The organism is Variovorax sp. P4_D9, assembly GCF_056401695.1.
The window spans coordinates 1-6194 of record NZ_JBFUIU010000540.1 but is presented as its reverse complement, the minus strand read 5'-3'; the positions used below and the strand labels follow the sequence as shown (position 1 = coordinate 6194).

General features: G+C 65.8%; 7 protein-coding genes. 5 read left to right on the top strand and 2 right to left on the bottom strand.

Annotated elements, in window-relative coordinates:
- The coding region (locus AC1DY5_RS38120; RefSeq protein ID WP_478119651.1) for a CoA-transferase at positions 1–435 on the bottom strand (435 nt) is incomplete at its 3' end.
- Positions 428–1384, bottom strand: a complete 957-nt coding sequence (locus AC1DY5_RS38115; RefSeq protein WP_478119650.1) for a CoA transferase subunit A — start codon at positions 1382–1384, stop codon at positions 428–430. The genes AC1DY5_RS38120 and AC1DY5_RS38115, both read right to left, overlap by 8 nt.
- Positions 1385–1703: 319 nt before the next feature.
- Between AC1DY5_RS38115 and AC1DY5_RS38110 the strand changes: the two genes are divergently transcribed.
- The 5 genes from AC1DY5_RS38110 to AC1DY5_RS38090 all read left to right on the top strand — a co-directional run.
- Complete coding sequence (locus AC1DY5_RS38110) at positions 1704–2861, top strand: ABC transporter substrate-binding protein (RefSeq protein WP_478119649.1); 1158 nt, start codon at positions 1704–1706, stop codon at positions 2859–2861.
- Positions 2862–2992: 131 nt separating this feature from the next.
- The gene (locus AC1DY5_RS38105; RefSeq protein ID WP_478119648.1) at positions 2993–3868 is read left to right on the top strand and encodes a branched-chain amino acid ABC transporter permease; all 876 of its coding nucleotides are present in this window, start codon (positions 2993–2995) and stop codon (positions 3866–3868) included.
- Positions 3865–4944 carry a branched-chain amino acid ABC transporter permease gene (locus tag AC1DY5_RS38100; RefSeq protein WP_478119647.1) on the top strand — a complete coding sequence of 360 codons (1080 nt, stop codon included), beginning with the start codon at positions 3865–3867 and terminating at the stop codon, positions 4942–4944. The genes AC1DY5_RS38105 and AC1DY5_RS38100 overlap by 4 nt, the downstream gene beginning before the upstream one ends.
- Before the next feature lie 2 nt (positions 4945–4946).
- Complete coding sequence (locus AC1DY5_RS38095) at positions 4947–5774, top strand: ABC transporter ATP-binding protein (protein WP_478119646.1); 828 nt, start codon at positions 4947–4949, stop codon at positions 5772–5774.
- On the top strand, positions 5767–6194 hold a 428-nt coding region (locus AC1DY5_RS38090), incomplete at its 3' end, for an ABC transporter ATP-binding protein (protein WP_478119645.1). The genes AC1DY5_RS38095 and AC1DY5_RS38090, both read left to right, overlap by 8 nt.

The window sequence follows — 6194 nt, the reverse complement described above, 5'->3', positions numbered from 1 at the left end:
GATCATGTGCGTGAGGCTCGAGATGTCGTTGCCCCCACCCGTGCCCGGCAGCCGCGTCTTGGGATTCGCGGGGTTGCCGATGTAGGAGGAGTTGAGGTTGCCGTGCCTGTCGATCTGTGCGCCGCCCATAAAGCCGACGTCGACATGGCCGCGCTGCAGCAGCAGCAGCACGTCTGTGCTGCTCAGCACCATGTTGGCGCGCTTGGTGCAACGCTGCTCGTTGGTCGACGGCGGCAGCTTGCCCGGCTCGATGATCGGGCCGACCACCCCGCCCTCGAACAGGATGGTCAGGCCCGGGCAGCGCAGGCCCTGGGCCAGCGTGGCGGCCAGCAGCGGCACGCCGACGCCGGCAAAGACGACCTGCCCCTCCTTGAGGAGGCGCGCGCTCATGACGGCCAGGATCTCGCTGGCGGTGCAATCGGCGATCTCAGTCATTCAGCATGCTCCTTCCGCGGCGCGCCGCGTCCAGCAATTCGTCCAGGCCCAGCAGGTTCAGGTAGTCGTTCCACGAATTCGGCTGCCGGATGTAGCGCTCGATGTAGTCCTGCATGGCGGCCACCGGATCGGCGTTCACCAGCGAGGTGTAGTAGTCCATGTGCTWGAACAGCGGCTCATAGACATTGCTGCACTCGTGCGGCGCGCAGCCGTAGGGCACCTCGACCACGGCGTCGACCGCAAAGAACGGGATCTTGGTCTGGTCCGGCGAGCGGCGGATCTGGTCGTTGGAGACGATTCGCTCGGTCGTCAGGATCACGCGGTTGGCAGCCATCGCCAGGTCAATGTCCATGAACTGCAGGCCGTCCATCTGGGCGTTGCCGTAGGCATCGCAGCGCTGCACGTGGATGATCGCGACGTCGGGGTTCAGCGCCGGCACCAGCAACAGGTCCTCCTGCGTGAACGGGCAGGCGATGGTGCGCGCCTCGGGGCGCAGCTCGAGCACGTCCGAGCCCAGCATCGAACGCATCGGCAGGAAGGGCACGCCCATCGCACCGGCGCGAAAGCGCATGCCCATCGCCAGGTGGCTCCACTCGTCGTAGCGCGCCTGCTTGCTCTCGACATAGTGGCGCATGACTTTCGAGATGCCCCAGACGATGCCCTGGCTGAACCAACTCGTGATGATGTGGTCGGAGACCCCCGAGGCGAACAGCAGGTCGCCTTCGCTCGAGACGATGCTGCGCGAGACCTGCAGGTGCTTCTTGCGCTCGCGGATCAGCTGCCAGATCATGGCCGTCGGCGTGCGCGACAGCGTGCTGCCGCCGATGCCGACCTTGTCGCCGTCGTTGACGAGCGCGGCCGCCTCTCCGAGCGACATGACCTTCTCACGCAAGCTGCGATCGCGCTGCGCGAGCTTGGACCTCAGTTCGAGATAGGGTGTACCTTCCATATTGCCTCCTGCTTTCCCCACAAACGCTGTGGAAATGTTGACGACGACTGCGACTCCGCGTGGCCCACTGCGCGCAATGGCGACCACTCTCGAACGACCTCCGGGTCTTGTTACCATCTACTGGTCGTCCTATTGTTGGTATCTTAGCAGTGAATAGCGAGACGACGCAAACGGGCGCCTCTCGGTGAAAACCATGAGTCCGCAGTCGAAGCATCGTTATACAGTCATCCTATTGTTAGATAGATAGCTTGTATGAGACGATGACTCGAATGCGCCGGCATCCCGCCGCGCGATTCGCCCAACCCCCTAGGAGTGGAAGATGAAGAACACCTGGTTGAAATTGAACCTGGTCGCTGCCGCGGCGTGTTTCGCCGTCGCAGCGACGGCGCAGTCCAACACCATCAAGATCGGCGTCAACCAGCCGCTCACCGGCTCGGTGGCCGCGTCCGGCAGCTTCGTGACCAGCGGCGCGAAGATCGCCGCCGACGAGATCAACGCCAAGGGCGGCATCAACGGCGCGAAGATCGAACTCGTCATCGAGGACAGCAAGAGCAATCCGACCGAGGCGGCCAACGCCGCCGAGAAACTGATCGTCCGCGACAAGGTGCCGGTCATCATGGGCGCTTGGAGCTCCACCTACACCCTGGCCGTGATGCCGAAGCTCATGGAATACAAGGTTCCGATGCTGGTCGAGACCTCGAGCGCCGACAAGATCACGATGCTGGGCAACCCCTATGTCTTTCGCATCAGCCCGACCAGCGGCATGGAGGCGGTCAGCTTCACCAAGTACTTCGACGGCCTGAAGATCCACAAGGCCGACTTCCTGGTGGTCAACAACGACTGGGGCCGCGGCTCGGCCGAAGCCTTCGGCGACATGCTCAAGAAGAAGGGCGCAACGCTCGGCCGCGTCGAACTCATGGATGCCTCCGCGCAGGACATGTCGGCCCAGCTGTCGCGAATCAAGGGGTCGGACGCCGACACGCTGTTCGTCACCACCGCCGTGGAGCAGCTGACGCTGGTGCTCAAGCAGATCCAGTCGCTGGGGCTGAAGCGCCAGGTCATCACCACCGGCGGCTCGCAGAATCCCGACCAGCTGATCGAGCAGGCCGGCTCCGCAGCGAACGGCTCGATCCACAGCGTGATCTTCGCGCCCTGGTTCCCCGAACTGTCGCAGGACCCGGCGATGACCAGGCGATTCATCGCGGAATGGAAGAAGCGCAGCCTGGACCCGGCCGGCATGACCGAAGGCTCGCGCGGCTACGACGGCATCCTCACGATCGCGGCCGCCATCGTCAAGAGCGGAAGCACCGACTCCGAGAAGATTCGCGACGCGCTCTGGACCACCCAGCTGACCGGACTGACTGGCAAGATCTCGTTTACCAAGGTCGGCCAGCCGGGCAAGGAGAGCGCACAGAGCATTCCGCAGGTGAGCCTGGTGAAGATCGTGGACGGCAAGATCAGCCTCGTCACCGAGTAGCAGCCGCCCCGGGTCGCTCTCCGTCCTGCGCTGCCGCGTTTGCGGCCTGCGCGGGACGGCTCTTTTGTCCGCGGCCGTGGTTCCTGCGCACTCCACGACCGCCTCCTGTCCTCCGCGCCGCGAGAAAACCAGTGGACCAACTCCTTCAGCACATTGCCAATGCGCTGATCCTCGGGGGTACCTATGCCCTGCTCGGGATCGGCCTCACCTTGATCCTCGGGATCATGAAAGTCGTCAACTTCACGCATGGCGAGCTCTATGCGTTCGGCGGCTTCATGGCCTACTACTTCGTCTCCAACCTCGGTTGGAATTTCTTCCTGGCGATGGCCATGGCCATCATGTTGGGCATCCTGCTCGGCGCCCTGATCGAGCGCGTCTTCCTGCGCCGCATGCGCGGCGCCGACATCGACTCAACCATGGTGGTCATGATCGGCTGCTGGATCGCGATGCAGAACATCGCGCTGCTGGTCTGGGGCGGCGTCGCCAAGTCGGTGCCCACGCCCTTTCCGACCGAGCCGCTGGTGATCGGCCCGGTGTCGATCTCCTGGCTGCGGCTGTTCGTGCTCGGCGCGGCGTTGCTGCTGATCCTCGGCGCCTACCTGCTGATCCACCGCAGCCCCCTGGGCAAGGCGATGCGCGCCACCTTCCAGGACCGCGACACGGCCTCGCTGATGGGCGTCAACATCAACGCCATCTACACAGCCACCTTCGCGCTCGGCTCGGGACTGGCCGCAGCCGCCGGCGCGCTGCTCGGGCCCGTCTTCGTGGTCACCACCACGATGGGCAACACGGCCGCGCTGAAGGCCTTCGCGATCGTGATCCTGGGCGGCCTCGGCAGCATCCAGGGCGCGGCGATCGGCGGCTTCATCCTGGCCTTCGCCGAAGAGCTGGGGTCGGGCTACATCTCGTCGGGCTACCGGGATGCGATGGGCTTCATCCTCATCATCCTGGTGCTCATGTTCAAACCCACCGGCCTGTTCTACGTACGCGGGGAGCGCATCGGATGAAAAACCTCACTACCGGCCTGCTGCTCGCGGCCCTGCTCAGCGTGCCCCTGTGGGTCACCGACCAGTACTACCTGCACATCGTCATCACCACCGGCATCTTCATCGTCGGGGCCATGAGCCTGAACCTGCTGCTGGGCTACACCGGCCAGTTGAGCCTCGGGCACATCGCCTTCTTCGGCATCGGCGCCTACACCAGCGCGCTGACTTCGCTGGGCTTCGACATCCCGGTGTTCTGGGGCGACGGGCGCATCGTCCACACGCCCTGGCCGCCGGCGGTGGGGATCCTGCTCGGCACCGTCCTGGCCGGGCTCTGCGGCTATGTGGTGGGGAAGCTGTCGTTCAAGATCCGCGGCTCCTACTTCGTGATCGTGACCATCAGCTTTGCCGAAGTGGTGCGCCTCGTGGCCCTCAACTGGGTCGACCTAACGCAGGGGCCGCTGGCACTGAGCAACATCCCGCCGCTCGGCTACAACCTGCCGATGCTCGGCGAGAACGTGTTCTGGAGCAAGGCGCCGAACTACTACCTGGTGCTCGCGTTGGGCGTCATCGCCTACGTGCTGATCCGCCGCGTGGTGCATTCGCGCATGGGCCGCGCCATGATCGCGCTGCGCGAGAACGAGTCACTGGCCACCTCGGTCGGCATCGACGTGACGCGCTACCTGGTGTTCGGCGCCGTGATGTCGGCCGCCATGGCGGGCGCGGCGGGCAGCCTCTATGCGCACTACATCCGCATCATCGACCCAGACATCTTCCTGTTTATCTACACGGTCACGATGGTGATCATGGTGGTGACGGGCGGCAAGGGCACGCTGGCCGGCCCGATCGTCGGCGGCGTGGTCTTCGGCGTGCTGCCGGTCGGCCTGCGGGCGGTCGCGGCGCCCGAGGTGCAATGGGTGGTCTACGGCATCGTGATGGTGCTGATCGTCTTCTTCCTGCCGCGCGGCATCGTGCCGGCGGTGTGCGACCTGTGGGCCCGCCGCACCGGCGGCACCCGGCGCCACCAGCGCGCCGCCCCGGCGCCCGGCGACTCGCCGCCTCCGGATGGCGCTCCCAAACTGAACGGCGCAGCCGGCTGAGCATGCAAGCAACCCTCCACTCCTCCTCCCGACCCGGCGCCGCGCCCGCGCGCAGCGGCGGAAAGATCCTGTCGATCGACCATGTCGCCGTGCATTTCGGCGGCCTCGTGGCGATCTCCGACATGAGCTTCCACGTCGACGACGGCGAACTCGTGAGCCTGATCGGCCCGAACGGCGCCGGCAAGACCACCGCCTTCAATGTCGTCACCGGCTTCCTGCGCCCCACCAAGGGCGAGGTGCACTTCCGCGGCATCGCGCTGCACAAGCTCAAGCCGCACGAGGTGGCGGGCGTCGGCCTGGTGCGCACCTTCCAGAAGACCAGCCTGTTCGCCAGCAACACCGTGTTCGAGAACGTGCTGACCGGCCTGCACCGCCACGGCAGCGCGTCGGCCTGGGCCACGCTGCTGTCGTTGCCCGGCATGCGCCGCGAAGAGGCAAGACTGCGCGAAGCGGTCTGGGAGACGCTCGACTTCGTCGGCATCGCGCACCGCGCCGACGAACTTGGCGGCGCCCTGCCCTATGGCGAGCAGCGCCTGCTGGGCGTTGCCGTGGCGCTGGCGGCCAATCCGTCGCTGCTGCTGCTGGACGAGCCGGCCGCCGGCATGAATCCGTCTGAGACCGGCGACTTCATGGCGCTGCTGGCGCGCATTCGCCAGCGCGGCATCTCAATCCTGCTGGTCGAGCACGACATGCCGCTGGTGATGGGCGTGTCCGACCGCATCGTGGTGCTCAACTACGGCAAGATCATCGCGGACGGCACGCCCGCGGAGATCCAGGCCAATCCGGAAGTCATTCGCGCCTATCTGGGCCAGGGGATCAAGCATGCTTGAGATCGACAACATCGTCTGCCGCTACGGCAAGGTCGAGGCCATCAAGGGCATCTCGCTGAAGGTCCGCCAGGGCGAGCTGGTGACGGTGATCGGCGCCAACGGCGCCGGCAAGTCGTCCACCCTGAAGGCCATTTCGGGGCTCTTGCCGCCGTCCAGCGGCACGATCCGCTTCGAGGGCGTGGACATCACGCGGGCCTCGCCGCAGCGCATCCTGTCGATGGGAATTGCCCACTGCCCGGAGGGCCGGCGCGTCTTTCCGCAGATGACTATCCAGGAGAACCTCGAGATGGGCGCCTACCGGCGGCGCGACAAGGCGAGCGTCACGGCCGACATGGAGCGCATGTTCGACAACTTCCCGAAGCTCGCCGAGCGGCGCTACCAGGCCGCCGGCACGCTGTCGGGCGGCGAGCAGCAGATGCT